The sequence below is a fragment of the Serratia sp. NGAS9 genome, from assembly GCF_009905295.1.
Classification (GTDB): domain Bacteria; phylum Pseudomonadota; class Gammaproteobacteria; order Enterobacterales; family Enterobacteriaceae; genus Serratia; species Serratia bockelmannii.
On record NZ_CP047605.1, the window covers coordinates 989,478 to 1,012,773 of the forward strand.

A 23,296-nucleotide genomic window follows, 5' to 3' on the forward strand; every position below is an offset into this window, starting at 1 on the left:
TCGGTAGTGAAGGTGATGGCGCATTAACGCCGTTTTCGCCGGGGAAAAGAAGGGGATGGAGATATCTGCTGGCAATTGAAAGAGAATAATTACCAGCAGACACAGTTACGTCAGCCGACGTCAGGAAGCGTTCGCGCTTTGTCGCAGCATGCCGCGCAGGTCGTTGCCGGTTGGCGTTTGATGCACGCGCAGGCCGAACTCGTCGATCACCGCCAGGAGATGGTCGAAAATATCCGCCTGAATGCTTTCGTACTCCGCCCAGACCGTGGTGTTGGTAAAGGCGTAGATTTCCAGCGGCAGGCCCTCCGGCGTCGGCGCCAGCTGGCGCACCATCAGCGTCATATTCTGGTGAATGCGCGGGTGAGCGCGCAGGTAGGCTTCCAGATAGGCGCGCAGCGTGCCGAGGTTGGTCAGGCGGCGGCCGTTGAGCGGCGAGGCCAGATCGACGGCGATCTCCTGGTTATGCTGGCTCAGCTCCTGGGTCTTGACGTTCAGGTAGCTGTGCAGCAGCGGGTTGCGCTGCAGGCGGCGCTGTTCCTCTTCCGACAGGAAGTGCACGCTGCCGGTGTCGATATTCAGGCTGCGCTTGATGCGGCGCCCGCCGGATTCCGACATCGACCGCCAGTTCTTGAACGAGTCGGAGATCAGCGCGTAGGTAGGAATAGTGGTGACGGTGTTGTCCCAGTTACGCACTTTGACCGTGGTCAGGCCGATGTCGGTGACCGCGCCGTCGGCGCCGTATTTCGGCATTTCCAGCCAGTCGCCGATCTTCAGCATATCGTTGGCGGAGAGCTGAATGCCGGCCACCAGCCCGAGGATCGGATCCTTGAACACCAACATCAAGACCGCGGTCATGGCACCCAGGCCGCTGAGCAGCAGCAGCGGCGATTTGCCCATCAGCAACGAAACGATCATGATGCCGATCAGGATCGCCGCCACCAGTTTCAGGCCCTGGAAAATGCCGCGCAGCGGCAGCTGATTGGCGATCGGACTTTGGCGCAGCAGCGCCAGCAGCGTATCCAGCAGCGAGAACAGCGACAGCAGGGTGAAGGCGAGGATCCACACCTGCGCGGCGGTGACGATCACCGCCTGGGTTTGGCTGCCGCTCTGCAACCACAGCGTCGCCTGGATGCTGATGATCACCCCTTGCAGCAGCAGCGCCACGCGCTGGAACAGTTTGTATTGGGTTATGGCCTGTTGCCAGACGCGCTGCGATTGCTGGCCGCGGCGCTGAAGGGCGGCCAACACCACCCGGTGCAGCACCAGGTGGATCACCACCGAGATCAGGACAATCAACCCCAATACCATCAACAGCGACATCACTCCGCCGAATTCCAAACCAAACTGTTCCAGCCAGCGCGTTATCTGTTGTTGCATTACCGCTCCTTAAAAAATGCGCAAAAAATATCCTGTAAGCTCAAAACGCGTTAGCCTAAGGGGTAACGTGAAGGATTTGTGCCTGTTTACCTTTTTTTACATCGAGTTAGCGTTATTTTTCGGTCTCCGCCCCCCGGCTCATCCCTGGGTTTTGCGGCCAGAGAGGAGGGGGAGTTGCACTTAACGTGGCATTGTTCGCTTCTTGAAGAACGCCGTCGATTTCGTTTGGTACAGCAGGAGAAACAGTATGCTTAACGCCTGGCATCAACCGGTCCCGCCTTTTGTGGTGAAGCAAGGGCAACGTTTGGATATCACGCTGTGGTTACAGGGGGATGAACTGCCGGAACGGGTGTTTTTGCGCGCCGAACCGGACAACGAAGAGTGGCTGCTGGTGATGAAAGCGCAGCGCTACGAGGGGATGCGGCGCTACCAGGCCAGCCTTACGCTGAATGAGGGCGAGCCGACGCGGCGTTACTGCTTCAAGCTGCTGTGGGCCGATCGCCAGCAGTGGTTCGGCCCGCAGGGCTGGTCGCCAACGCCGCCGGGCCAGCTGGCGCAGTTCGCCGTCGACGAGCCCGACCATGGCCCCGAGTGGGTGGCGGATCAGCTGTTCTACCAGATTTTCCCCGATCGTTTCGCCAGCAGCGGCGGCGAGCACGGCATCCAAAGCGGCAGCTACCGCCATCACGCGGCCGGTGCCGAGGTGATTCGGCGCGACTGGCAGCATCCGCTGGAGGATCGTCACGCCGCCTCGACCTTTTACGGCGGCGATCTGGACGGCATCTGCGCCAAACTGCCGTATTTGCAGCAGCTGGGCGTGACGGCGCTGTATCTGAACCCGATTTTTACCGCGCCGAGCGTACATAAGTACGATACCGAGGACTATTACCAGGTCGATCCGCACTTCGGCGGCAACGCGGCGCTGCAGCGTTTGCGAGTGAGCACTCACAAGGTGGGCATGAAACTGGTGCTGGACGGGGTCTTCAACCACACCGGTGACTCGCATCCATGGTTCGACCGCCATCGTCAGGGCGAAAACGGCGCCTGTCACCATCCCGATTCGCCGTATCGCGGCTGGTTCAACTTTTACCCGGACGGCCGCGCGCTCGACTGGAAGGGCAACGCCAGCCTGCCGAAGCTCAACTTCGCCGAGCCGCAGGTGGCGGAAGCGATCTATCGCGGGGAAGGCAGCGTGGTGCGCCACTGGCTGCGCCCGCCGTACAGCATCGATGGTTGGCGGCTGGACGTGGTGCACATGCTGGGGGAGAACGGCGGTGCCACCGGCAACCTGCACCACCTGGCTGGCATCTATCAGGCGGTGAAGCAGGAGAATCCGCAGGCCTACGTATTGGGCGAACACTTCGGCGACGCGCGCCGCTGGCTGCACGCCGGCGTGGAGGATGCGGCGATGAACTACATGGGCTTTGCGCTGCCAGTGCGGGCATTCTTGGCGGGGCTGGACGTGGCCTATCACCCGGTGCGGCTGGACGCCGCCGGGTGCGCGCAGTGGATGGACGGCTACCGCGCGGGGCTGCCGCACGGCCGCCAGCTGATCCAGTTCAATCAGCTGGACAGCCACGATACCGCGCGTTTCCTCACGCTGTTGCAGGGGAACGCGGCGCGCATGCAGATGGCGGCGGTGTGGTTGCTGAGCTGGATCGGCGTGCCTTGTCTCTATTACGGCGATGAGATTGGCCTGGACGGCGGCAACGATCCGTTCTGCCGCAAGCCGTTCCCGTGGGACGTCGGTGACTGGGATCGGCCGCTGCTGGCGCTGTTCCAGCGCATGGCGGCGCTGCGTAAACAGAGCCTGGCGCTGCGTCGCGGCGGCTGTCAGGTGCTGTACGCCAGCGGAGAAACGCTGGTGTTCGTGCGTCTGTATCAGCAGGAGCAGGTGTTGGTGGCGCTGCAGCGCGACGGCAGCGGCCAGGCGCAGCTGCCGCACAACCCGCTGTTGGCCCGCGGCCCGTGGCGGCGTGTGGAAGGGCGGGGAGAGTTGAGCGAAACGGCCGGCGGGCTGCGCCTGCAGCTGGCGGAAGAGTCGGCCACCGTGTGGCGGTATGAAGGCTAAGGGAACTGCGGGGGCCGTAAGGCCCCCGCGATCAAGGTGAGTAGGCGTTTACATCAGTAACCGACCGCGGAGCCTGCCGGGCGACGCACGTCGTTGGCGCCGTACAGGTAACCTTCGCGCACTTTGCCGGAAACCGCCGAATCGTTGCCGGAGTTGGCCGGGCTGACGCCCGCCGCGCCCGGCAAACCGACCAGAATCAGTTCGGCGGCGCCCCATGGCGTTTGCTCGACCATCTTATAGCCCATGCCGCTCAGCAGCTTCAGCGTATCGGCGGAAACGCCGCGCTGTTCGTAGTACACCTCATCCGGCAACCATTGGTGATGGATGCGCGGTGCGTCCACCGCTTCCTGCGGCGCCATACCGTGGTCGATCACGTTCAACGCGGTCTGCAGGGTAATGGTGATGATGCGTGAGCCGCCCGGCGAGCCCAGCACCATAAAGATCTTGTTGTCCTTGGTCACCAGCGTCGGGCTCATCGACGATAGTGGGCGCTTACCGGGGGCAATGCTGTTGGCGGTGCCTTGCACCAGCCCGTACAGGTTTTTCTCGCCCACTTTCACCGTGAAGTCGTCCATCTCGTCGTTGAGGAAGAAGCCGGTGCCCGGTGCGATCACCACGGCGCCGAAGCGGCCGTTGACGGTATAGGTGGTGGAGACCGCGTTGCCGTCGTGGTCGACGATCGAATAGTGGGTGGTTTCCGGCTTCTCATGCGGTTCCATGCCGGGCTGCACATTTTCCGACGGCGTGGCCTTGTCCGCGACGATTTTCTTGCGGATCTGCTCGGCGTAGCTCTTGCTCACCAGCCGGTCGATCGGGTTCTTGATGAATTCCGGGTCGCCGAGGTAGGTGTTGCGGTCCATGTAGGCATGGCGCATCGCTTCGGTCATGGTGTGAATGGCCGCCGCCGAGTTGAAGCCCATGCTTTTCAGGTCATAGCCTTCCACCACGTTGAGGATTTCGCACAGCGTGACGCCACCGGAGCTGGGAGGCGGCGCCGACACGAACTTGTAGCCGCGATAGCTGCAGGTGATCGGCGGCGTTTCGGTGACCTTGTAGTCGGCGAAGTCGGCGGCGGTCAAAATGCCGCCGCCCTGTTTGGCCGCCGCCTCCACCGCCTGTGGGATCTTGCCTTTGTAGAAGGCGTCGGTTCCCCCTTTGGCGATGGCTTCCAGCGTATTGGCCAGATCGGTTTGCACCAGTTTGTCCCCCGGCTGCAGCGGGCTGCCGTCCGGGCGCAGGAAGATTTTGGCCGACTCGGGATCCTGTTTGAAGCGTGCGACGGTGGTGTCGAGAATATCGGTATCGGCGCGGGTCAGCACAAAGCCTTCGCGCGCCAGCCTGATCGCCGGCGCCAGCACCTGTTCGCGGCTCAGTTTGCCGTACTTCTCACGCGCGGTTTCCATTCCCAGCACGGTGCCCGGCACGCCCGCCGCCAGATAGCCGTACAGGCTGGCGTCTTTCTTCACCTTGCCGTCGGCGTCCAGATACATGTTGGCGCTGGCCGCCGCCGGCGCGGTTTCGCGGAAGTTGATGAAGGTGTCGGTGCCGTCCGCCAGGTGGACGGTCATAAAGCCGCCGCCGCCGATGTTGCCGCAGCAGGGGTTCACCACCGCCTGCGCGTAGCCGACCGCCACGGCGGCGTCGATGGCGTTGCCGCCCATCTTCAGGATATCCACCCCGACCTGCGAAGCCAGATGCTGCGAGGTGACCACCATGCCGTTTTTGGCTTCCACCGCTGGGTTGGATGCCGCATGCAGGCTGCCGCTGACCAGCAGCGCCGCCATGGTCAGGGGTTTGCTCCATTTCTGTAAAAACATAGTTATTCCTACCCTGTCAGTTTTTTATTGTGTTGTGTTTGCTTGGCTGTTGTTCACTTGCAAAGCGCGAGCCAGCGTTATTGATAGTAGCCGCAGATGGGCGCACACGCGGCGAGCAGGGTGGAAAATGTGAGCGGAAACAGGGAAATAAAGCACTGAAGGCGGGCGGTCTGCCCCAAAAAGGGGCATAAAAAAACCGGCCGCGTGGGCCGGTTGATTCACTATCAGGCTGAAATTACAGCTTGGCAGCGTTTTCAGACAGGTATTTTGCCACGCCGTCTGGAGAAGCGCCCATACCTGCTTTGCCTTTTTCCCACTGAGCCGGGCACACTTCACCGTGCTCTTCGTGGAATTGCAGCGCGTCAACGGTACGGATCATTTCGTCGATGTTACGGCCGATTGGCAGGTCGTTAACAACCTGAGCACGTACGATGCCGTCTTTGTCGATCAGGAAGGAGCCGCGCAGCGCAACGCCAGCTTCCGGGTGTTCGATGCCGTAAGCTTTCTGGATTTCACGCTTAACGTCAGCAACCATTGCGTATTTCACTTCACCGATGCCGCCTTTGTCGACAGGGGTTTTACGCCATGCGTTGTGGACGAATTCTGAGTCGAAGGAAACGCCAACCACTTCAACGCCACGCTTCTGGAACTCTTCATAGCGGTGATCGAAAGCGATCAGCTCGGAAGGGCATACGAAGGTGAAGTCCATTGGCCAGAAGAACAGCACGGCTGGTTTGCCGTTCAGGTGCTTCTTCAGGTTGAAGTTTTCAACGATTTCGCCGCTACCCAGTACGGCAGCTGCAGTGAAGTCAGGGGCTTGACGAGTTACCAGGACCATAATTACTCCTGTAATAGGTGTTAAAGGGTGGATGTAAAAACAAGGGCCAGTATAGGGGCCACGACTTGGCGAATAAAGGGCAAAAGACCAATCGATGAGATAGCTTTTACCTATTAAATTCATTAATTAAATTTGACAGGCTTTAAAAATAACCTTTTCCCACAAAAGGGCAAGCGGCAAAGCGTAAATTCTTGCAAGGCGCTGCAATTTCAAACGCTTGAGCTTGACCTCAGAGCGTTTTTTCCTTCGCCTGCTGCATCATTTGCGGATAAAACTGCCAGAATTGTGTTTCAAGCTGATGATAATGTCGCTCGACGTCGGCGAACGAGCCTGCCAGGGCATCGAGGCGCGGACGGCGGCTGGCCATGCCCTGCAGCACCCGGGCGATGAACGGCAATTCGGCGTAGCGTTCCAGCCAGCGTTCCGGCCACAGATAGCCGTTCAGGTTCTGAAAGCGTGGCGGCGTGAGCGGCAGGTAAGGTTCGATCTGGCTGCGGGCTTCCTGGGTAAACTGGTGCAGGTCGCGTGAGGGCTCCAACTGCTGCCAGTGGCGCGCCAAAAAATGGTCCCACACCACGTCGAGGGTGATCGGCGCCACGCGGCGGTAGGGGGCGCTGAAATAGTCGCGGCAGGCTTTGACCTGCGGCAGGCTGTCGGTCAGCACGTCGACGCGACGGTGCATCATGATGCCGGCCACCACGTCGGGCTGGTAGTCGGCGGCGGGGTTGCCACGCACGAAATCGGCCAGCAGGTTGCCCAGCAGCGAGCTGTCCGCCAGCATGGCCAGGTGAAGATGAGCGAGAAAATTCATCCCTCAACTATACCCGAAGTCAGGCAAATCCTCCTTATTTCTTGCCGCTGACCGCCCCCGGCTTTAGACTAGGCCGCCTGTTTTTTACCAACCAGCCATAAATTGAAGAAGTGAATACCCATGCGCGTCGCTGATTTTTCGTTTGAACTTCCCGAATCCCTGATTGCCCACTATCCCCAGGCCGAGCGCAGCGCATGCCGCCTGCTGCAGCTGGACGGGCCGAGCGGGGCGCTGACGCACGGCGTATTCACCGATCTGCTGGATAAGCTGGAAGCCGGCGACCTGCTGGTGTTCAACAATACCCGCGTGATCCCGGCGCGCATGTTCGGCCGCAAGGTCAGCGGTGGCAAGATAGAAGTGCTGGTGGAGCGCGTGCTGGACGACCATCGCGTGCTGGCGCACGTGCGCGCGTCGAAAGCGCCCAAGCCGGGGGCCGAGCTGCTGTTGGGGGATGATGAGAGCATCGCCGCCACCATGGTGGCGCGCCACGAGACGCTGTTCGAGCTGCGCTTCAACGACGAACGCGATGTATTCACCATTCTCAACGCGGCCGGCCACATGCCGCTGCCGCCTTATATCGCTCGCCCGGATGAAGACGCCGACCGTGAGCTGTATCAGACGGTCTACAGCGAGAAACCGGGCGCGGTCGCCGCGCCGACCGCCGGCCTGCACTTCGACGAACCGCTGCTGGCGGCGCTGCGCGCCAAAGGCGTGGAAATGGCGTTCGTGACGCTGCACGTCGGCGCCGGCACCTTCCAGCCGGTGCGCGTGGAAACCATCGAAGATCACGTGATGCACGCCGAATACGCTGAAGTGCCGCAGGAGGTGGTGGATGCGGTGCTGGCCTGCAAAGCGCGCGGCAAGCGCGTCGTGGCGGTGGGCACCACCTCGGTGCGTTCGCTGGAAAGCGCCGCGGCGGCCAGCAAAGAGGCGCTGATTGCGCCGTTCTTCGGCGACACCAGCATCTTTATCTATCCGGGCTATCACTACCAGGTGATCGACGCGCTGGTGACCAATTTCCACCTGCCGGAATCGACCTTGATCATGCTGGTGTCGGCCTTCGCCGGCTACAAAAATACCATGAACGCCTATCAGCAGGCGGTGGCCGAGCAGTACCGCTTTTTCAGCTATGGCGATGCGATGTTCATCAGCCGTAATCCGCAGGCGGAAAACGAGTCCGTCGGCGGTTAATTTCCCGGGCTGCGCCCACGGCGCGGCCCCGTTTCAACGACATCAGACTGTTTCTCTGATGCTGGAGGCTTTGTGAAGTACGAACTACAAACTACCGATGGCCGCGCACGCCGCGGCCGCCTGATTTTCGACCGCGGCGTGGTGGAAACCCCGGCCTTTATGCCGGTCGGCACCTACGGCACGGTCAAGGGCATGACGCCGGAAGAAGTGAAAGAAACCGGCGCGCAGATCCTGCTGGGCAACACCTTCCACCTGTGGCTGCGCCCTGGCCAGGAGATCATGAAGCTGCACGGCGATCTGCATGATTTCATGCAGTGGCCGGGCCCGATCCTCACCGACTCCGGCGGTTTTCAGGTGTTCAGCCTGGGGGCGATGCGCAAGATCAAAGAGGAAGGCGTGTACTTCCGCAACCCGATCAACGGCGACAAGGTGTTCCTGAGCCCGGAAAAATCGATGGAAATCCAGTATGACCTGGGTTCCGACATCGTGATGATCTTCGACGAATGCACGCCGTACCCGGCCGACTGGGACTACGCCAAGCGTTCGATGGAAATGTCGCTGCGTTGGGCGCAGCGCAGCCGCCAGCGTTTCGACGAGCTGGAAAATAAAAATGCGCTGTTCGGCATCATTCAGGGCGGCGTTTACGAAGATTTACGTGATGTTTCCGTCAAAGGGCTGGTGGATATCGGCTTTGACGGGTACGCTGTGGGCGGCTTGGCTGTAGGCGAGCCGAAAGAGGATATGCATCGCATTCTTGAACACGTTTGCCCGCAAATTCCGGAAGATAAGCCACGCTATTTGATGGGCGTCGGCAAGCCGGAAGATTTGGTGGAAGGCGTGCGCCGCGGCATCGACATGTTCGACTGCGTCATGCCGACCCGCAACGCCCGCAACGGCCATTTGTTCGTGACTGACGGTGTGGTAAAAATCCGTAATGCCAAGCACAAGGATGATACTTCTCCGCTGGATAAGGACTGTGATTGCTACACGTGTCGCCATTACAGCCGCGCCTACTTGCACCATCTCGACCGTTGCAACGAAATATTGGGTGCTCGACTGAACACAATTCATAACCTGCGTCACTACCAGCGCCTGATGGCGGGTTTACGCCAGGCTATCGAAGAGGGTAAATTAGAGCAGTTTGTTGCGGATTTCTATGGTCGGATCGGCAAGCCGATTCCGCCTTTAAACGCTTGATCTAATAATTGATAACTTAATGAGGGAATTTCAATGAGCTTTTTCATTTCTGACGCCGTCGCATCCGCAGGGGCTCCGGCTCAGGGAAGCCCGTACTCTCTGATCATTATGCTGGTGGTGTTCGGCCTGATCTTCTACTTCATGATCCTGCGCCCACAGCAGAAACGCGCGAAAGATCACAAGAAGCTGATGGACTCCATCGGTAAAGGCGACGAAGTGCTGACCACCGGCGGCCTGATCGGTCGTGTGACCAAAGTGGCCGACACCGGCATCATCGCCATCGCGCTGAACGACACCACGGAAGTGATGATCAAGCGTGACTTCGTGGCGGCCGTTCTGCCGAAAGGTACCATGAAGGCCCTGTAATCTTTTTTCCCGAAGGGAATTGCCGTGCTAAACCGTTATCCTTTGTGGAAGTATCTGATGTTGATCGTCGTGATCCTCGTCGGTCTGCTTTATGCGCTTCCCAACATCTACGGTGAGGATCCGGCCGTACAAATCACTGGCGCGCGCGGTGTCGCCGCCAGTGAAACTACGCTGGACCAGGTCCGTACCGTATTAGAAAAAGACAACATCGCGAGCAAGTCGATTGCGCTGGAAAATGGCGCTATCCTGGCTCGCTTTAAAGATCCTGACGTTCAGCTGCGCGCCCGCGAAGCGCTGGTGACCGAGCTGGGTGACAAATTCGTCGTGGCGCTGAACCTGGCGCCGGCCACGCCGACCTGGCTGGCCATGCTGGGCGCAGAACCGATGAAACTCGGCCTGGACCTGCGCGGCGGCGTGCACTTCCTGATGGAAGTGGACATGGACACCGCGTTGAGCAAGCTGCAGGAACAGACCATGGATACCCTGCGCAGCGAGCTGCGCGAGAAGGGCATTCCTTACGCGTCTATCCGCAAGCTGGACAACAACGGCGTGGAAGTTCGCTTCCGTGACGATGCGGCTCGCGACCAGGCCATCAGCTACATCGGCCCGCGTCAGCGCGATCTGGTGCTGTCCGCCAACGGCGCCAACACCATGAAAGCGAACCTGACGGACGCCCGTCTGAGCGAAGCGCGTGAATACGCCGTCCAGCAGAACATCACTATCCTGCGTAACCGCGTCAACCAGCTCGGCGTCGCCGAACCGCTGGTGCAGCGCCAGGGCGCTGACCGCATCGTGGTCGAGCTGCCGGGCATTCAGGACACCGCGCGCGCCAAAGAAATTCTGGGCGCCACCGCGACCCTCGAATTCCGTCTGGTGAACACCAATGCGGACGCCACCGCGGCGGCCAATGGCCGCGTGCCGGGCGATTCCGAGGTGAAATATACCCGCGACGGCCAGCCGATCGTGCTGTACAAGCGCGTGATCCTGACCGGTGACCACATCACCGACTCCACCTCGAGCACCGACGAATACAACCAGCCGCAGGTTAACATCTCGCTGGATAGCGCCGGCGGCACGTCGATGTCCAACTTCACCAAGGACAACATCGGCAAGCCGATGGCGACCCTGTTCGTGGAGTATAAGGACAGCGGTAAGAAAGACGCCAACGGCCGTGCGGTGCTGGTGAAACAGGAAGAAGTGATCAACGTGGCGAACATTCAGTCGCGTCTGGGCAACAGCTTCCGCATCACCGGTATCGGCAACCCGAACGAAGCGCGTCAGCTTTCGCTGCTGTTGCGTGCGGGTGCGCTGATCGCGCCGATTCAGATCGTTGAAGAGCGCACCATCGGTCCAACCCTGGGTCAGCAGAACATTACCCAAGGTCTGGAAGCCTGTCTGTGGGGCCTGGTGGCGTCCATCGTCTTCATGGTGGTCTGGTACCGTAAGTTCGGCGTGATCGCCACCACGGCGCTGGTCGCCAACCTGGTGCTGATCGTCGGCGTGATGTCCCTGTTGCCGGGGGCGACGCTGACCATGCCGGGCATTGCCGGGATCGTGTTGACGCTGGCGGTGGCGGTCGACGCCAACGTACTGATTAACGAACGTATCAAGGAAGAGCTGAAGAATGGCCGGTCCGTTCAGCAGGCAATCCATGAGGGCTATAAAGGCGCGTTCTCCAGTATCGTCGACGCCAACATCACCACGCTGATCACCGCGGTCATCCTGTACGCAGTGGGCACCGGTTCGATCAAAGGCTTTGCGATCACCACCGCGATCGGTGTGGCGACGTCCATGTTCACCGCGATTGTCGGTACCCGTGCCATCGTCAACCTGCTTTACGGCGGCAAACGCATTAACAAGCTGTCTATCTGAGGAGTGCGTTGTGGCACAGGATTATACTGTTGAGCAACTCAACTACGGCCGTAAAGTCTACGACTTTATGCGCTGGGACTATTTGGCCTTCGGCATCTCGTTGCTGCTGTTGGTCGCGTCGATCGTCACCATGTCGGTGCGCGGGTTTAACTGGGGTCTGGATTTCACCGGCGGTACGGTGATTGAAATCAACCTGGAGAAGCCGGCTAACCTTGACCTGATGCGCGACACGCTGGAGAAGGCCGGGTTCCAGGATCCGATCATCCAGAACTTCGGCAGCAGCCGCGACGTGATGGTGCGCATGCCACCGGCGACCGGCACCGCAGGCCAGGAACTGGGCAACAAGGTGATCGGCGTGATCAACGACTCGGTGGATAAAAACGCCACCGTGAAGCGCATCGAGTTCGTCGGCCCGAGCGTGGGCAGCGAGCTGGCGCAAACCGGCGGCATGGCGCTGCTGGTGGCGTTGATCTGTATCCTGATCTACGTCGGTTTCCGCTTCGAATGGCGCCTGGCGCTGGGGGCGGTTATCGCGCTGGCGCACGACGTGATCATCACGCTGGGCGTGCTGTCGCTGTTCCACATCGAGATTGACCTGACCATCGTCGCTTCCCTGATGTCGGTTATCGGTTACTCGCTGAACGACAGCATCGTGGTCTCCGACCGTATTCGTGAGAACTTCCGCAAGATCCGCCGCGGTACGCCTTACGAGATCATGAACGTGTCGTTGACCCAGACGCTGAGCCGTACGCTGATGACTTCCGGTACTACCCTGATGGTGGTGCTGATGCTGTACATCTTCGGTGGCGCGATGCTGCAAGGCTTCTCGCTGGCGATGCTGATCGGCGTGTCGATCGGTACCGTTTCCTCCATCTATGTCGCGTCCGCGCTGGCGTTGAAGCTGGGGATGAAACGCGAGCACATGCTGCAGCAAAAAGTGGAAAAAGAGGGCGCGGATCAGCCTTCGATTCTGCCTTAACCGCCGCAGTATTCAGCGAAAAATGAGAAGGAGCGCCAATGGCGCTCCTTTTTTTGCTTTGGGTTTCAGCGTTGCTGCACCACCGCCGGTTGGGCGGTGGCCACCAGACTGTGCAGACGGATATAGCCGAGCTGTTCCGGCGTCAGGCCGCTGAAGCGTAGCTCGAAGTCCTGACCGGGTTTCGGCAGCAGCGAGTCGGCGCTGGCGATCGGTTGCGACAGTGCTTCGGCGGTCAGCGGCCGGCCGGTGGCCTCATCCAGTTGACCCCATTCCACCACCGCGTTGAACGGCGGCAGCGTAGCCTGTGAGAGGATGCGCACATGCAGCTGCGCCTGCGTGCCGTTGGCTTCGCTCTTGATGTGGCTCAGCGAAACGCTCAGTTCGCCGATGCCGCTCTGCAAACGGGCAGCGCTTCGAGCCGCCGGCAGCAGGTAGACGCCATTGTCGGAGTGCTGATTGAGCAAATTCTGCCGCTCCAGTGCGGTGGTTTGGTCGGTTAGTACGCTCACTTTCTGGTTCAGCGCGGCGACCTGATGGCGCAGTTGAGGCACGGCGGTGTTGTGCGCGCAGCCCGCCAGCAAAATGGCGGCGGCGAGCAGGGCGATTTTAGGGTAACAGGTTGTCATGACGGCGATTTCCTATGCTGAGTCTCCTGCTATCAAGCTTAGTCCGCATAGTGGTGAAAGTCATATCGCTGCCACCTTCCCGCCGCCTGTCGCAACAAATGGCCGCCGCCCTTTGTTGTGGCTGCACTTCGGGTTAAACTGCATTTATCTATAAAAAACGTTTATCAGGACGTGTTATGCATTGCCCTTTCTGCGCCGCCGTTGATACCAAAGTCATCGATTCCCGCCTGGTGGGGGACGGTTCGCAAGTGCGCCGCCGCCGCCAGTGTCTGGTATGCAATGAACGCTTCACCACCTTCGAGGTGGCCGAGCTGGTGATGCCGCGAGTGATTAAAAGCGATGAGGTGCGCGAGCCGTTCAACGAAGACAAACTGCGTCGCGGCATGCTGAAAGCGCTGGAAAAGCGCCCGGTCAGCTCGGACGATGTGGAAAACGCCCTTAATCATATCAAATCCCAACTGCGCGCCACCGGCGAACGCGAAGTGCCGACCAAGTTAGTCGGCAATCTGGTGATGGATGCGCTGAAAAAGCTGGATAAGGTGGCCTACATTCGCTTCGCGTCGGTGTACCGCAGCTTCGAAGACGTGCGCGAGTTCGGTGAAGAGATTGCCCGCCTGCAAGACTAAAGGATCTTTCATGCATCACGACGAATTTTACATGGCGCGCGCCTTCGAACTGGCGCGGCTGGGGCGTTTCACCACCGCGCCCAATCCGAACGTCGGCTGCGTTATCGTGCGCGACGGCGAAATTGTCGGTGAAGGCTATCATCTGCGCGCCGGCGAGCCGCATGCGGAAGTGCACGCGCTGCGCATGGCGGGCGACAAGGCGCGCGGCGCCACTGCCTATGTCACGCTCGAACCGTGCAGTCACCACGGCCGCACGCCGCCCTGCGCCGATGCGCTGGTGGCCGCCGGCGTGACGCGGGTGGTCGCGGCGATGCAAGATCCCAATCCGCAGGTGGCGGGGCGCGGCTTGTACAAGCTGCAGCAAGCCGGCGTCGAAGTCCGTCATGGCCTGATGCTGGCCGAGGCCGAAGCGGTCAACCTGGGCTTCCTCAAACGCATGCGCACCGGTTTCCCCTATGTGCAGCTGAAGCTGGGCGCGTCGCTGGACGGCCGCACGGCGATGGCCTCCGGCGAAAGCCAGTGGATCACCTCACCCGAAGCGCGTCAGGACGTGCAGCGCCTGCGCGCGCAGAGCGCCGCCATTCTCAGCACCAGCGCCACCGTGCTGGCGGACGATCCGTCGCTGACGGTGCGTTGGGATGAGCTGGACGCCGAGACGCAGCGCCTCTATCCGCGCGAAAATCTGCGCCAGCCGCTGCGCATCCTGCTCGACAGCCAAAATCGCATTACCCCGCAGCACCGCGTGGTGCAGCAGCCGGGCGCTACCTGGCTGGCGCGCCTGCAGGCGGATGAACAGGCCTGGCCGCAAGAGGTCGAACAGTTTATCTGCCCGGCGCACGGCGGCGGCATCGATCTGGTGGTGATGATGATGCTGTTGGCCAAGCGCCAGGTGAATTCAATCTGGGTAGAGGCGGGCGCAACGCTGGCCGGCGCGCTGCTGCAGGCTGGCCTGGTGGATGAGCTCATTTTGTACATCGCGCCGAAACTGTTGGGCGATAATGGCCGTGGCCTGTGTCATCTGCCGGGCCTGGAACGGCTGGCCGACGCGCCGGAATTCGTCTTTAGTGACGTGCGTCAGGTTGGCCCCGATCTGCGTTTGCGCCTGCGGGCGAAACACTGAATCTCGCGCCCGCGCGCCGGTTTTACAAAAGCGCCGCGCAGGCGATGAAAGAATATGATAGAATCCGCCCCCCTGCGGGGTATTGAACCCATTTTTAAGGAAAGCCCATGAAAGTTATCGAAGGTGTTGTTGCTACTCCAAATGCCCGTGTGGCGATCGCAATTGCACGTTTTAACAATTTCATCAACGACAGCCTGCTGGAAGGTGCTATCGACGCGCTGAAACGCATTGGTCAGGTTGCTGACGACAACATCACCGTTGTCTGGGTCCCGGGCGCTTACGAGCTGCCGCTGACGGCGAGCGTATTGGCTAAAACCGGCAAATACGACGCGGTTATCGCGCTGGGCACCGTTATCCGTGGGGGCACCGCGCACTTCGAATATGTAGCGGGCGAAGCCAGCTCCGGCATCGGCAACGTTGCGATGAATGCCGAAATCCCGGTTGCCTTTGGCGTGCTGACCACCGAAAGCATCGAACAGGCGATCGAACGCGCCGGCACCAAAGCGGGCAACAAGGGCGCTGAAGCCGCGCTGACCGCACTTGAAATGATTAATGTTATCAAAGCTATTAAAGCCTGAATTTAGTTAAGGGGAATTCCGTGAAACCTGCTGCTCGTCGCCGCGCTCGTGAGTGCGCTGTTCAAGCGCTTTACTCTTGGCAGTTGTCTAAAAACGACCTTGCCGATGTTGAACACCAGTTCCTGACGGAGCAGGATGTCAAAGATGTTGACGTCGCCTATTTTCGCGAGTTGCTGTCCGGCGCGGCAGTGAATGCAGGTATGCTGGACGAACTGATGGCGCCTTACCTGTCGCGTCAGCTCGAAGAGCTGGGCCAGGTGGAGCGCGCGGTGCTGCGCGTCGCGCTGTTTGAACTGAAAATGCGCGAGGATGTCCCTTATAAGGTGGCGATTAACGAAGCGATCGAGCTGGCGAAAACCTTCGGCGCGGAAGACAGCCACAAGTTTGTGAACGGGGTGCTGGATAAAGTGGCGCCAACCCTTCGCAAGAAAAAGTAAAACATTAAGGCCGGCATTCCCGGCCTTAATTTCTTCTAGTGGAATATCGATATGGCATGCGGCGAATTTGACCTCATTGCCCGCTATTTTGACCGGTTTAAGCGCGTGCGCCGGGATGTACAGTTGGGCATTGGAGATGACTGCGCACTGCTGGCAGTGCCGGAAAAACAGCTGGTGGCCGTCAGTACCGATACACTGGTGGCGGGCATTCACTTCCTGCCGGACATCGATCCGGCCGATCTCGGTTACAAGGCGCTGGCGGTCAATCTGAGCGATCTGGCGGCGATGGGCGCCGATCCTGCGTGGCTCTCGCTGGCCCTGACCCTGCCGGAGGTGAACGAGCCGTGGCTGAAGGCCTTCAGCGACAGCCTGTTCGATCAGCTCAACTATTACGGCATGCAGCTGATTGGCGGTGATACCACGCGCGGCCCGCTGAGCATGACGTTGACCATTCAGGGGCTGATCCCGGCCGGCCGGGCGCTGACCCGCAGCGGCGCGCGCATCGGCGACTGGATCTATGTGACCGGCACGCTGGGCGACAGCGCCGCCGGTCTGGCGATCCTGCAGGATCGCCTGGCGGTGACGGATGCGGCGGCGCGCGATTATCTGGTCGCGCGTCATCTGCGGCCGCAGCCGCGGGTGTTGCAGGGGCAGGCGCTGCGCGATCTGGCCAGCTCGGCGATCGACATCTCCGATGGCCTGATTTCCGATCTGAAGCATATCCTGAAGGCCAGCGACTGTGGCGCACGCATCGTACTGGAGGAGCTGCCGATGTCGCAGGCGCTGAGCAGCCACGCCGATGCCGAGCAGGCGCTGCGCTGGGCGCTGGCGGGCGGCGAAGATTATGAGCTGTGCTTCACCGTGCCGGAGATCAACCGCGGTGCGCTGGAAGTGGCGCTGAGCCACCTCGGAGCCGACTACACCTGTATCGGCCAAATTGGCCCGCTGTCTGAAGGTATTCGCTATTATCGCGACGATGAGGCGGTAGAGCTGGACTGGGCCGGCTTCGATCATTTCAACGCGGAGCCGGGCACCGATGGATGAAGCCAAGCGCCGGCTGCGGATGAGCAATCCGTGGCACCTGCTGGCCACCGGTTTTGGCAGCGGTTTGTCGCCGGTGATGCCGGGCACCATGGGATCGCTGGCGGCGATCCCGTTCTGGCTGCTGCTGATCCAACTGCCGTGGCAGCTTTACTCGCTGGCGGTGATGTTCAGCATTTGCATCGGTGTCTATATTTGCCATCGCACGGCAAAAGACATGAAGGTGCACGATCACGGCAGCATCGTCTGGGACGAGTTCGTCGGCATGTGGATCACGCTGATGGCGTTGCCGGTCAACGATTGGCGCTGGGTCGCCGCCGGTTTCGTCATCTTCCGTATTCTGGATATGTGGAAACCGTGGCCGATCCGCTGGTTCGACCGCAACGTGCATGGCGGCATGGGTATTATGGTCGACGATATCATCGCCGGCGTGCTGTCCGCCGGCATCATCTACCTGATTGGGCACCACTGGCCGATCGGGCTGTTCTGACAGACGGGCGCGCTTCTTCGCGCCCGCTTCTCTTTATTCAAACCCTGTCACCCGGTGCGGCACGTAAGCCGTCTCCAGTTCCGCCACCTCTTGCGGCGACAAACTCAAATCGACTGCGGCGATGGCGTCGTCCAGCTGTTCGCTGCGCGAAGCGCCGACGATCGGTGCGCTGACCGCCGGCTTGTTCAGCAGCCAGGCCAGCGCGATCTGCGCGCGTGACACGCCGCGTTCGTCGGCGAGGCTGGCGACGCGCTCGGCGATAATGGCGTCAATGCCTTCGGTTTCCTCGTACAGGCTCTTGCCGAACTGGTCGGAAACCAGCCGCGCGGTGGTTTCGCCCCAGGGGCGGGTCAGGCGGCCGCGCGCCAGCGGGCTCCACGGCAGCACGGCGATGCCTTCGGCGGCGCACAGCGGGTGCATCTCGCGCTCTTCTTCGCGCTGGATCAGGTTGTATTGATCCTGCATGCTGACGAAGCGCGTCCAGCCGTGCAGATCGGCGGTATACAGCGCCTTGGCGAACTGCCAGGCGTACATCGAGGAGGCGCCGATGTATCGCGCCTTACCGGCTTTCACCACGTCGTGCAGCGCTTCCAGCGTCTCTTCCAGCGGCGTTTCGTAATCCCAGCGATGGATTTGCAGCAAATCGACATAGTCGGTGCCCAGACGCCGCAGGCTGTCGTCGATGGATTGCATGATCTTGGCGCGCGACAAACCGCGCTCCAGGTTGCTCAGCGGGAAATACACCTTGGTGGCGATCACCACCTCCTCGCGGCGCGCATAGTCGCGCAGTGCCCGGCCGAGGATCTCCTCGCTGCTGCCGTCGGAATAGCTGTTGGCGGTGTCGAAAAAGTTGATGCCGGCTTCCAGCGCCTGTTTCAGCAGCGGACGGCTACTCTCTTCAGGCAGCGTCCAGGCGTGATTGCCGCGGTTCGGTTCGCCGTAGGTCATGCAACCCAGGCAGATGCGCGAGACGTTCAGATCGGTGTTGCCCAGTTTCAGGTACTTCATGCTTGCCTCCCATTCACAGCTCAGACAGTAACTGTAGCGCGGATCCCGAAGGGCGGAAACGAAAACGCCCCCGAGAGCGGAGGCGTTTTTTCAGGCGCGGGGGCTGATTACTGCGCCAGCCAGGTTTCGATTTGGCGCTGAATGCCGGCGGCGTCCAGCCCCAGATCGGCGCGCAGCTCTTCCTGGCTGCCCTGCGAGACGAAGCTGTCCGGCAGGCCGAGGTTCAGCACCGGCACCGGGCGGCGTTTGGCCATCAGCAGTTCGTTAACGCCGCTACCGGCGCCGCCCATGATCGCGTTCTCTTCCAGCGTGACCAGCGTTTCATGGCTGGCGGCCAGTTCGAGCACCAACTGCTCGTCCAGCGGTTTGACGAAGCGCATGTCGACCAGCGTGGCGTTGAGCGCTTCCGCCGCTTGCGCGGCCTCCGGCAGCAGGGTGCCGAAGTTGAGAATGGCGATCTTTTCCCCCTGACGGCGCACCACGCCTTTGCCGATCGGCAGCAGGCTGAGCGGCTCCAGCGCAGCGCCGGTGCCGGTGCCGCGCGGATAGCGCACGGCGCTCGGGCCATCGTTATAGTGATAGCCGGTATACAGCATCTGCCGGCATTCGTTCTCGTCGCTTGGCGTCATGATCACCATGGTCGGGATGCAGCGCATGAACGACAGATCGAACGCCCCCTGATGGGTCTGGCCGTCGGCGCCGACGATGCCGCCGCGATCGATGGCGAACATCACCGGCAGGTTTTGGATCGCCACATCATGGATCAGCTGATCGTAGGCGCGTTGCAGGAAGGTGGAATAGATCGCCACCACCGGCTTGTAGCCGCCGATCGCCAGCCCGGCGGCGAAAGTGACCGCGTGCTGCTCGGCGATCGCCACGTCGAAATATTGCTGCGGGTAGTCGCGAGAGAACTGCACCATGCCGGAGCCTTCGCGCATCGCCGGCGTGATCGCCATCAGCGAGCTGTCTTTGGCGGCGGTTTCACACAGCCAGTCGCCGAAGATTTTCGAATAGGTCGGCAGACCTCCGGCGCTTTTCGGCAGCGTGCCGCTGGCGGGATCGAACTTCGGCACCGCGTGGAAGCTGATCGGATCCTTCTCCGCCGGCGCGTAACCACGGCCTTTCTTGGTCATGATGTGCAACAGCTGTGGGCCTTTCAGATCGCGCATGTTTTTCAACGTGGCGACCAGGCCCTGTACGTCGTGCCCGTCTACCGGGCCGATGTAGTTGAAGCCCAGCTCTTCGAACAGCGTACCCGGCACCACCATGCCTTTCAGGTGCTCTTCGGTGCGTTTCACCAGCTCCTTGATCGGCGGCACGCCGGCCAGCACTTTCTTGCCGCCTTCGCGCAGGGTGGAGTAAAGCTTGCCGGACAGCAGCTGCGCCAGGTGATTGTTCAGCGCGCCGACGTTTTCCGAGATCGACATCTCATTGTCGTTCAGCACCACCAGCATGTCCGGATTGATGTCGCCGGCGTGGTTCATCGCTTCGAACGCCATGCCGGCGGTGATGGCGCCGTCGCCGATCACGCACACCGTGCGGCGGCCTTTGCCTTCACGCTCTGCCGCCACCGCCATGCCGAGGCCGGCGCTGATCGAGGTCGATGAGTGGCCGACCGACAGCACGTCGTATTCGCTTTCGGCGCGCCACGGGAAGGGGTGCAAGCCGTTCTTTTGCCGAATGGTGGCGATGCGGTCGCGACGGCCGGTCAGAATTTTGTGCGGGTAGGCCTGGTGGCCGACGTCCCACACCAGATGATCGAACGGCGTGTTGTAGACGAAATGCAACGCCACCGTCAGTTCGACGGTACCCAGCCCGGAGGCAAAGTGGCCGCTGGAACGACTGACGCTGTTCAGCAGGTATTGCCGCAGCTCATCGCACAGCTTCGGCAAGCTCTCTTTGGGCAGCGAGCGGAGTTCCTCGGGGTTTTCCGCTAGCGCCAGGGTTGGGTATTTGGCTATATCAAGACTCATTCGATACTCATATCAGAGGAGTTAACGTCACACGTTAATTGTCGCGTTCAATAATGAAGCTGGCTAACGCTCGCAATGGCGCTGTGTTATAAGATTGCGCTGCCAAAGTGTCCAATGCAGCTAATGCTTCCTGATAGAGATCCCACGCTTTTGCTTTCGCGCTGTCAAGCCCGAGTAACGCCGGGTAGGTACTCTTTCCGTGTTGTTGGTCCGCTCCCTGGCGCTTGCCGATTTTCTCAGTCTCGCCGACAACGTCCAAAATGTCATCCTGAACCTGGAACGCCAGGCCGACCGCGGCGGCGTAACGATCCAGCTGCGGCAGCGCCGCTCGCCCGGCTTCGCCGGCGCTCAGCGCGCCCAAGCGCACCGCCGCGCGGATCAGCGCGCCGGTTTTGTGGCGGTGGATCTGCTCTAGCGCCTGCAGATCGACGCGCTTGCCTTCGGCTTCCAGATCCAGTGATTGGCCGCCGCACATGCCGGCTACGCCGCTGGCGGTCGCCAGTTCGGAGACCATCGCCAGCCGATCGCGCAACGCCACGTCAGGCATTTCGGCATCGGCCAGGATCGAAAACGCCAGCGTTTGCAGCGCATCGCCGGCCAGGATCGCGTTGGCTTCGCCGAATTTAATGTGGCAGGTCGGCTGGCCGCGGCGCAGATCGTCGTCGTCCATCGCCGGCAGATCGTCGTGGATCAGCGAGTAGGCATGAATGCATTCTACCGCTGCCGCCGGCGCATCCAGGTTGCTCAGCGACACGCCGAACATCTGGCCGGTGGTGTAGACCAGGAATGGCCGCAGGCGCTTGCCGCCCAGCAAGGCGCCGTGACGCATCGCCGCCACCATGTTGCCGTCGTTGAACGGCAGCGGGGCGATGAAGTCCAACAGCGCGCGATCGGCACGCTGGCGGAAAATCTGCATTTGATCGGCAAAAGCGGCCGATGGGGCGATCTCAGACATGTCGGTTACTCGGTATCCGGTGTAAAAGGCGTCAGCGCCGCATCGTCGGCGCTGTCGTTAAGGAGTATCTGCACACGCTGTTCCGCCTGTTGCAGTTTCTGCTGGCCTTGACGCGCCAGCTGTACGCCACGTTCGAACTCGTTCAGCGCGTCTTCCAGCGGCAATTCGCCTGACTCCAGACGCGTCACGATGCTTTCCAGCTCGCCGAGGGCGCTTTCAAAGCTGGCAGTTTGCTCTGTACTGGCTGATTGTGCTGGTTTTTTCGGCATAATTTTCTTTTTACGTCATCATGTGAACCGTGGCGCCAGAGCCTATCCTAGCGGATCTTGATTAGCAAATCATGGCGCTCATGTGTGGTTTTGTGCGCAGAGCACGGCGATATGGTGATATACTCCGCGCCGTAATTCTTATCTGACAACAAAGACCGCCATGAAGTTTATCATTAAATTGTTCCCGGAAATCACCATCAAGAGCCAATCTGTGCGCTTGCGCTTTATCAAGATTCTCTCGACCAATATTCGCAACGTCCTGAAGCAGTATGATGAAACGCTGGCGGTCGTCCGTCACTGGGATCATATCGAAGTTCGCGCCAAAGATGAAAACCAGCGGCCGATCATCGCCGACGCCCTGACGCGCATTCCCGGCATCCACCATATTTTGGAAGTGGAAGACCGCGCTTATACCGACATCCACCACATCTTCGAGCAGACGCTGGAAGCCTACCGCGCCCAGTTGGAAGGCAAAACCTTCTGCGTGCGCGTCAAGCGCCGCGGCAAGCAGGCGTTCAATTCGCAGGACGTAGAGCGCTACGTCGGCGGCGGCCTGAACCAGCATATCGAGAGCGCGCGCGTTAACCTTAGCCGCCCGCAGGTCACGGTAAATCTGGAGATTGAAGACGACAAGCTGATGCTGGTCAAACGCCGCCTCGAAGGCATCGGTGGTTACCCGGTCGGCACCCAGGAAGACGTACTGTCGTTGATTTCCGGCGGTTTCGACTCGGGCGTCTCCAGCTATATGTTGATGCGTCGCGGTTGCCGCGTGCACTTCTGCTTCTTCAACCTGGGCGGCGCTGCGCACGAGATCGGCGTGAAGCAGGTGGCACATTATCTCTGGAATCGCTTCGCCAGTTCGCACAAGGTGCGCTTCGTCGCTATCGACTTCGAGCCGGTGGTGGGCGAGATCCTGGAGAAGGTCGACGACGGCCAGATGGGCGTGGTGCTCAAGCGCATGATGGTGCGCGCCGCTTCGCAAGTGGCCGAACGCTACGGCGTGCAGGCGCTGGTGACCGGTGAGGCGCTGGGGCAGGTCTCCAGCCAGACGCTGACCAACCTGCGCTTGATCGACAATGCGTCCGATACCTTGATCCTGCGTCCGCTGATCTCGCACGATAAAGAGCACATCATCAAGCTGGCGCGCGAAATCGGCACTGAAGACTTCGCCAAAACCATGCCGGAATATTGCGGTGTGATTTCGAAGAGCCCGACGGTAAAAGCCGTCAAGGCCAAGATCGAAGAGGAAGAGAGCCACTTCGATTTCAGCATTCTTGACCGGGTGGTGAGCGAGGCGAAGAACGTTGATATCCGCTCTATCGCCGAACAGACGCAGGAACAGGTGACCGAGGTGGAAACCGTCGCGGCCTTTGGCGCCGACGAGGTGATCCTGGATATCCGCTCCAACGACGAGCAGGAAGAGAAACCGCTGCAGCTGGAACAGGTTGAAGTGAAAGCGCTGCCGTTCTACAAGCTGAGCACCCAGTTTGGTAATCTGGACCAGAGCAAAACCTACCTGCTGTACTGCGAGCGCGGCGTGATGAGCCGCCTGCAGGCGCTGTACCTGTTGGAGCAGGGCTTCAACAACGTGAAGGTTTATCGCCCGTAACGCACGGAGCGGCATCAACGAGAAGGGCTGAACCGATGTTCAGCC

The 23,296-nt window shown here is 60.6% G+C and carries 22 protein-coding genes; 13 read left to right on the plus strand and 9 right to left on the minus strand.

Annotated features, from left to right (window positions below):
- Nucleotides 1-120: 120 nt before the first annotated feature.
- On the minus strand, nucleotides 121-1,377 hold the full coding sequence (locus tag GUC32_RS04655; protein WP_049295136.1) for a mechanosensitive ion channel family protein: 1,257 nt from the start codon (nucleotides 1,375-1,377) through the stop codon (nucleotides 121-123).
- Nucleotides 1,378-1,624: 247 nt separating this feature from the next.
- Here GUC32_RS04655 and malZ point away from each other — a divergent pair, with 247 nt between their 5' ends.
- Entirely contained in the window at nucleotides 1,625-3,448 is a 1,824-nt protein-coding gene (malZ, locus tag GUC32_RS04660) for a maltodextrin glucosidase (RefSeq protein ID WP_043135626.1), read from the plus strand.
- Nucleotides 3,449-3,501: 53 nt separating this feature from the next.
- Here malZ and ggt read toward each other — a convergent pair whose 3' ends face one another.
- From ggt to GUC32_RS04675, 3 genes are all read right to left on the minus strand, one after another.
- The gene (gene ggt, locus GUC32_RS04665; RefSeq protein WP_369435585.1) at nucleotides 3,502-5,265 is read right to left on the minus strand and encodes a gamma-glutamyltransferase; all 1,764 of its coding nucleotides are present in this window, start codon (nucleotides 5,263-5,265) and stop codon (nucleotides 3,502-3,504) included.
- Nucleotides 5,266-5,500: 235 nt separating this feature from the next.
- Nucleotides 5,501-6,103, minus strand: a complete 603-nt coding sequence (locus tag GUC32_RS04670) for a peroxiredoxin C (RefSeq protein ID WP_004940403.1) — start codon at nucleotides 6,101-6,103, stop codon at nucleotides 5,501-5,503.
- A gap of 229 nt (nucleotides 6,104-6,332) precedes the next feature.
- A complete protein-coding gene (locus GUC32_RS04675; RefSeq protein ID WP_025301748.1) occupies nucleotides 6,333-6,914 on the minus strand; it encodes an ACP phosphodiesterase in 582 nt (193 codons plus the stop codon).
- A gap of 120 nt (nucleotides 6,915-7,034) precedes the next feature.
- On the opposite strand from GUC32_RS04675, the gene queA reads away from it, so the two are divergent.
- The 5 genes from queA to secF all read left to right on the plus strand — a co-directional run bounded on the left by queA (nucleotide 7,035) and on the right by secF (nucleotide 12,519).
- Nucleotides 7,035-8,105 carry a tRNA preQ1(34) S-adenosylmethionine ribosyltransferase-isomerase QueA gene (gene queA, locus GUC32_RS04680; RefSeq protein WP_004940394.1) on the plus strand — a complete coding sequence of 357 codons (1,071 nt, stop codon included), beginning with the start codon at nucleotides 7,035-7,037 and terminating at the stop codon, nucleotides 8,103-8,105.
- A 72-nt stretch (nucleotides 8,106-8,177) separates the two neighbouring features.
- Nucleotides 8,178-9,302, plus strand: coding sequence for a tRNA guanosine(34) transglycosylase Tgt (gene tgt / locus GUC32_RS04685; protein WP_016928877.1), 1,125 nt, complete (start codon nucleotides 8,178-8,180; stop codon nucleotides 9,300-9,302).
- A 33-nt stretch (nucleotides 9,303-9,335) separates the two neighbouring features.
- Complete coding sequence (gene yajC, locus GUC32_RS04690; RefSeq protein WP_004940391.1) at nucleotides 9,336-9,668, plus strand: preprotein translocase subunit YajC; 333 nt, start codon at nucleotides 9,336-9,338, stop codon at nucleotides 9,666-9,668.
- A 24-nt stretch (nucleotides 9,669-9,692) separates the two neighbouring features.
- Complete coding sequence (gene secD, locus GUC32_RS04695) at nucleotides 9,693-11,540, plus strand: protein translocase subunit SecD (RefSeq protein ID WP_004940390.1); 1,848 nt, start codon at nucleotides 9,693-9,695, stop codon at nucleotides 11,538-11,540.
- A 10-nt stretch (nucleotides 11,541-11,550) separates the two neighbouring features.
- Nucleotides 11,551-12,519, plus strand: a complete 969-nt coding sequence (secF, locus tag GUC32_RS04700) for a protein translocase subunit SecF (RefSeq protein ID WP_004940389.1) — start codon at nucleotides 11,551-11,553, stop codon at nucleotides 12,517-12,519.
- 65 nt (nucleotides 12,520-12,584) lie between these two features.
- On the opposite strand, the gene GUC32_RS04705 is transcribed toward secF, so the two are convergent.
- A complete protein-coding gene (locus GUC32_RS04705; protein WP_049209300.1) occupies nucleotides 12,585-13,145 on the minus strand; it encodes a DUF3251 domain-containing protein in 561 nt (186 codons plus the stop codon).
- A gap of 176 nt (nucleotides 13,146-13,321) precedes the next feature.
- On the opposite strand from GUC32_RS04705, the gene nrdR reads away from it, so the two are divergent.
- From nrdR to pgpA, 6 genes are all read left to right on the plus strand, one after another.
- A complete protein-coding gene (nrdR, locus tag GUC32_RS04710; protein ID WP_004940387.1) occupies nucleotides 13,322-13,771 on the plus strand; it encodes a transcriptional regulator NrdR in 450 nt (149 codons plus the stop codon).
- 10 nt (nucleotides 13,772-13,781) lie between these two features.
- Complete coding sequence (ribD, locus tag GUC32_RS04715) at nucleotides 13,782-14,891, plus strand: bifunctional diaminohydroxyphosphoribosylaminopyrimidine deaminase/5-amino-6-(5-phosphoribosylamino)uracil reductase RibD (RefSeq protein ID WP_025301750.1); 1,110 nt, start codon at nucleotides 13,782-13,784, stop codon at nucleotides 14,889-14,891.
- A 107-nt stretch (nucleotides 14,892-14,998) separates the two neighbouring features.
- A complete protein-coding gene (ribE, locus tag GUC32_RS04720; RefSeq protein ID WP_004940385.1) occupies nucleotides 14,999-15,469 on the plus strand; it encodes a 6,7-dimethyl-8-ribityllumazine synthase in 471 nt (156 codons plus the stop codon).
- Nucleotides 15,470-15,489: 20 nt separating this feature from the next.
- Complete coding sequence (nusB, locus tag GUC32_RS04725; protein WP_004940384.1) at nucleotides 15,490-15,906, plus strand: transcription antitermination factor NusB; 417 nt, start codon at nucleotides 15,490-15,492, stop codon at nucleotides 15,904-15,906.
- A 51-nt stretch (nucleotides 15,907-15,957) separates the two neighbouring features.
- Nucleotides 15,958-16,950, plus strand: coding sequence for a thiamine-phosphate kinase (thiL, locus tag GUC32_RS04730; protein ID WP_369435586.1), 993 nt, complete (start codon nucleotides 15,958-15,960; stop codon nucleotides 16,948-16,950).
- Nucleotides 16,943-17,437, plus strand: a complete 495-nt coding sequence (gene pgpA / locus GUC32_RS04735; protein ID WP_004940382.1) for a phosphatidylglycerophosphatase A — start codon at nucleotides 16,943-16,945, stop codon at nucleotides 17,435-17,437. Before thiL ends, pgpA begins: the two co-directional genes overlap by 8 nt.
- A 33-nt stretch (nucleotides 17,438-17,470) precedes the next feature.
- Here pgpA and GUC32_RS04740 read toward each other — a convergent pair whose 3' ends face one another.
- The 4 genes from GUC32_RS04740 to xseB form a co-directional block, all read right to left on the minus strand.
- Nucleotides 17,471-18,445, minus strand: coding sequence for an aldo/keto reductase (locus GUC32_RS04740; protein ID WP_049206201.1), 975 nt, complete (start codon nucleotides 18,443-18,445; stop codon nucleotides 17,471-17,473).
- 107 nt (nucleotides 18,446-18,552) lie between these two features.
- Nucleotides 18,553-20,418: a 1-deoxy-D-xylulose-5-phosphate synthase gene (dxs, locus tag GUC32_RS04745; protein ID WP_025301753.1), complete on the minus strand. Its 1,866-nt coding sequence runs from the start codon at nucleotides 20,416-20,418 to the stop codon at nucleotides 18,553-18,555.
- Between the two features lie 34 nt (nucleotides 20,419-20,452).
- The gene (gene ispA, locus GUC32_RS04750) at nucleotides 20,453-21,373 is read right to left on the minus strand and encodes a (2E,6E)-farnesyl diphosphate synthase (RefSeq protein ID WP_043135638.1); all 921 of its coding nucleotides are present in this window, start codon (nucleotides 21,371-21,373) and stop codon (nucleotides 20,453-20,455) included.
- A gap of 5 nt (nucleotides 21,374-21,378) precedes the next feature.
- A complete protein-coding gene (gene xseB, locus GUC32_RS04755; protein ID WP_025301755.1) occupies nucleotides 21,379-21,642 on the minus strand; it encodes an exodeoxyribonuclease VII small subunit in 264 nt (87 codons plus the stop codon).
- Nucleotides 21,643-21,802: 160 nt separating this feature from the next.
- On the opposite strand from xseB, the gene thiI reads away from it, so the two are divergent.
- Nucleotides 21,803-23,251, plus strand: a complete 1,449-nt coding sequence (gene thiI, locus GUC32_RS04760; RefSeq protein ID WP_043135640.1) for a tRNA uracil 4-sulfurtransferase ThiI — start codon at nucleotides 21,803-21,805, stop codon at nucleotides 23,249-23,251.
- The last annotated feature ends 45 nt before the right edge of the window (nucleotides 23,252-23,296 follow it).